The sequence below is a fragment of the Pseudorhodoplanes sp. genome (assembly GCF_035565795.1).
Lineage (GTDB): Bacteria > Pseudomonadota > Alphaproteobacteria > Rhizobiales > Xanthobacteraceae > Pseudorhodoplanes.
This window is the reverse complement of the sequence record NZ_DATMRV010000146.1, coordinates 1-3,833: the sequence shown is the minus strand read 5'-3', so window position 1 is coordinate 3,833 and position 3,833 is coordinate 1. Positions and strand designations below refer to the sequence as shown.

The following is a 3,833-nucleotide window of genomic DNA, read 5'->3' as shown; positions in this document are numbered from 1 at the left end:
CGTTCGGCCACGGTGCGCGAGGCCTGCAAGAAGCATGGCGGCTTCTATCTCGGCTCGATCGGTGGTGCGGCGGCGAACCTCGCCGAGCATTGCATCAAGAAAGTCGAGACCATCGAGTTCCACGAACTCGGCATGGAAGCGATCTGGCGCATCGAGGTGGAGAACTTCCCGGCCTTCATCATCATCGATGACAAGGGCAACGACTTCTTCCAGGAACTGAATCTGGGATAGCGCCTTCTGTCTTTCTGCTCTGTCAGTGATGGCGGGTGGGGACTTTGCGCCGGGCCGATTGAAATCGGCCCGGCTTTTGCTTATGGCTTTTCCCAGAGGCCTCATCGATTCTGCAAAATTATCATGCCCCGCGCCCGTAAACCTTTTCGTCGTGCCTATCGCGTTGGACGCTCCCGCACCGGGCTCGGCTGCTTCGCGACCCAGGAAATCCAGAAGAACGAGCTGATCGACACCTATCGCGGTCAGATGCTCACCAATGAAGAAGCCGAGAAGCGGGACAACCGCTATATGTTCGAGGTCAATTCGCGCTGGACCATCGATGGGTCCAACCGGCGCAACCTCGCTCGCTACTTCAACCACTCCTGCCGACCCAACGCCGAAAGCGACGTGAAGGGCCACAAGGTCATGATCATCGCACGGCGCAAGATCAAGCCGGGCGAGGAGATCACCTACGATTATGGCAAGGATTACTTCGACATCTTCCTGAAGCCGGTCGGCTGCAAGTGCGACAAGTGCCTCGAGAAGCGGGCGGCTGAACGCGCCGAGGCGCGGGCCAGGAAGCTGCGGGCCGAGCGCCGCGCCGCTGCGGCCGGCAAGAAGCCCCAGGTCAAGCGCGGCAAGGTCGGAGCGGCCAAGAGCAAGGTGACGACCAAAACCAAGGTGAAGGCCAAGAGCAAGGCCAAGACAAAAGCGAAGACGAAGACAAAAACCAAGGCCAGTTCGAAGACCAAGACCAGCAAGCGCAAATAGCGCGCTGCCCATCCCGAATTCAGCGAACCAACGGCGTGGCCCTGTAAACGGGCCGCGCCGTTGACGTATGTGACGAACGTCGTCCCGTCTGCATCGGCCGATGGCAGGAGCATTCACCGGCTCAGGCCGGCACTCTGAAGCGTGCCCGGCCCGCCCTGGCCCCTCCCAAATCTTTGGAGGCCGCACTCCGCCCCAACGAGCCCAAATCCCGAACCGCGACCGGTCTGCCGACCACTACCCGGCATGAACGCTGATCGTCATGGAAGGGGATGGTCCGATGTGCAATTTGCTGAAGCCGACGGTGGATCAAATGGTGTTCCGCCAGTATCACATGCCCGAGCACGGGCATTTCCACCGGGACCAGCCGGTTCGCGCTGAAGACACGAGGCGCGATGCTGCTCCGTCCCGTAGGCCCGCACCCTTGACCCTGGTGGTGCCGGCCCTGACCATGATGGCCGCCGCGTTGGCGTTCGGCTACATGGCGCTCACGCTGATCGAGCTGGCCGGGCTGGAGCTGCAGCACGCGTTCAAGCCGCTGACCGGGATGAACGAGTTTCTCAACGCCGATGCGTTGGGGCGGACGCTCAAGGCGCAGACGATGTCCTTCGCGCGGGCCGGCATGCGCCTGCCGGTCTGACAAACTCTAGTTCGCGCTCAGGAGGTCGATCTTGGTATTGGCCTGAAGCAGCCGGTGCGCCAGCAGCTGCGCAAGGTTACGGACGATGATCTCTGCAGCGAACGGGCGACGCATGCGGAAATCGTCAAAGGTGTCGAGCGGGACGCGCCGGCACAGCACGGCATTGTCCGCGAACACATCGGCGCTGCGCGGTCCCCCGATCAGCGCAAGCTCGCCAAAGGCGGTACCGGGAACCAGCGTTGCCAGCCGCACGCCCTCGGCGAGCTTCACGCTGACCATGCCGCGTTGAAGGAAGAAGACCGAATCCGCCTCGTCGCCGCATGCGATGATCCGCTCGCCCGGATGGTAGCTGCGCGTCTCGCACAGGACTTCGAGATCGGCGATGTCCTCCGGCGCTAGCCCCTTCAGCAATTCCTGCTCGGCGAGCGGGACATCCGTGATCTGGCTGAAGCCGCCATACCGGAAGATGACCTGATCCTCGGCCCACTCGATGGCCTCATCGAGCAGGGAAAATGTGCGGATCGCGCCGCTGTCGGTGAGGAAGGCCTGCAACTGCCTGAAGTGGCGGGAGTCGCGCTCGATGCCGGCGAGGACCGGGCGGGTGCCGCTTGACGAGAGGCTGTCGAACAGATCCGCCAGCATCTTGGCGGCGGCGGTGGTAATCAGCGGCACGCGCCGCAGGTCCAGCACTGTGAACAGGCCAGTATCGTGCGCCAGCAGGCGGCGGGCGATGTAATCGACATTCGAGAATGCGAGCGTCCCGGTCAGTTCCATGATGCGGATCGTAGAGGCTTGCTCCTCGAGCAGCTTCTGTTCGTGCGGCTGGCGGCCGCGACGCTGCAGGCGGCCGACGTCGTAATCGGCGACGATACAGGTGCGCACATCGTTCGCGCGGTTCAGCACGTGCAGATCGAAATGCGCCGACAGCGCCTCGCACAGGCGTAGTCCGCGTGCGGAATTGCCGTGCTCGTCGAGCAGCGGCGAATAGGTGCCGAGCCCGATCTGGGACGGGAGCGCAGCGATGATGCCGCCGCCGACGCCGCTCTTGGCCGGCATCCCGACCCGATACACCCATTCGCCGGCATAGTCGTACATGCCGGACGAGGTCATCACCGACAGGACACGCGCCACTGCAAGCGGGGAGAGCACCGGATCGCCGGTCAGTGGATTGACCCCGCCATTCGCGAGTGTCGCGGCCATGACCGCAAGATCCCGAGCGCTGACCAGGATGGCGCATTGCCGGAAATAGACGTCGAGCACCGCATCCACATTGTCTTTCACGATGCCGTAATTCCGGAGCATCCAGCCGATGGCGCGATTGCGGTCACCGGTCGCGGTCTCGGACTGGTAGACGGATTCGTCGACATCGAGATCGCGCCCGGCGCACCGTCCGAGGATGCTGCGGATCAGCTCGAAAGCCTCGTCGCGACGCGCGGCGTAGATAAGGCCTGAACAGGCGATGGCGCCGGCATTCACCATCGGATTGAAGGGCTGATTGTTCGCATTCAGGCGGATCGAGTTGAAGGCTTCGCCGCTCGGTTCGACGCCGACGAAGGACTCCACATGGTCCGCACCCAGGAGTTCGAGCGCGAGGCCGAATACGAAAGCTTTCGAGACGGACTGGATGGTGAAAGGGTAGGCAGAATCGCCGACCTCGTAGACATGACCGTCGATGGTGGCGATCGCCACGCCGAACCGGGCCGGATCCGCCTTGTTGAGTTCAGGGATGTAATTGGCGACGGCGCCGGAGAAATCGTCCCGATACCGCGCATGGGCCTGCTCCAGAAACGCCAGAAGCGGGGGCTTGGCCGGCTGGTCGGTGGCGCCGGACGGAGCGTTGGGCAGGGCTTGGTTCATCGGACAGGCCATCAGAACGGAGCGACGCAAGTCCCATGCAAGGGGAATGCCTGATTGTTGGACATGTGCGCCCCTGCGGCGTCCGCTGTGTCCGAGCTGCCCTGCGAGGCGGGTTGGACCAGGAGAGGCGCGAGCGTGATAGCCTTCGTCATCGTCCCGGGAGAATCCTAAATGCCTGATCGTCTTGCCGTTGCGGCAATCGCCGCCACACTGGCTATTACGACCACTTTCGCCTTCGCACAGATGAAACCCACAACGCCGCCATTGCCCGACATGCAGATTGCCGAGATTCCGGCAGCCTCGCGGGCAAATTACCTCGGGGACCGGTTCAGTTACCTGGAGGCTGGCCGGCCGGACG

At 63.2% G+C, this 3,833-nt stretch carries 5 protein-coding genes; 4 read left to right on the top strand and 1 reads right to left on the bottom strand.

Annotated elements, in window-relative coordinates:
• The 3 genes from VNZ93_RS13460 to VNZ93_RS13450 form a co-directional block, all read left to right on the top strand.
• Positions 1 to 231 (top strand): fumarate hydratase C-terminal domain-containing protein (locus VNZ93_RS13460; RefSeq protein ID WP_325705693.1); only part of this gene is annotated, 231 nt, incomplete at its 5' end.
• Positions 232 to 354: 123 nt separating this feature from the next.
• Positions 355 to 981 (top strand): SET domain-containing protein, encoded by a 627-nt coding sequence (locus VNZ93_RS13455; protein WP_325705690.1) that lies wholly within the window; start codon positions 355 to 357, stop codon positions 979 to 981.
• A gap of 277 nt (positions 982 to 1,258) precedes the next feature.
• Positions 1,259 to 1,618, top strand: a complete 360-nt coding sequence (locus tag VNZ93_RS13450; RefSeq protein ID WP_325705686.1) for a hypothetical protein — start codon at positions 1,259 to 1,261, stop codon at positions 1,616 to 1,618.
• Positions 1,619 to 1,624: 6 nt separating this feature from the next.
• Here the strand turns inward: VNZ93_RS13450 and glsA are convergent, their stop codons facing one another.
• The gene (glsA, locus tag VNZ93_RS13445) at positions 1,625 to 3,475 is read right to left on the bottom strand and encodes a glutaminase A (RefSeq protein WP_325705683.1); all 1,851 of its coding nucleotides are present in this window, start codon (positions 3,473 to 3,475) and stop codon (positions 1,625 to 1,627) included.
• A gap of 171 nt (positions 3,476 to 3,646) precedes the next feature.
• Here glsA and VNZ93_RS13440 point away from each other — a divergent pair.
• Positions 3,647 to 3,833, top strand: a 187-nt coding sequence (locus VNZ93_RS13440; protein ID WP_325705681.1) for a hypothetical protein, incomplete at its 3' end; no start/stop codon positions are given.

Excerpts from the sequence above, each read along its gene's own strand:
- VNZ93_RS13455 (WP_325705690.1), top strand. The coding sequence starts at position 355 with ATGCCCCGCGCCCGTAAACCTTTTCGTCGTGCCTATCGCGTTGGACGC.
- VNZ93_RS13450 (WP_325705686.1), top strand. The coding sequence starts at position 1,259 with ATGTGCAATTTGCTGAAGCCGACGGTGGATCAAATGGTGTTCCGCCAG.
- glsA (WP_325705683.1), bottom strand. The coding sequence starts at position 3,475 with ATGAACCAAGCCCTGCCCAACGCTCCGTCCGGCGCCACCGACCAGCCG.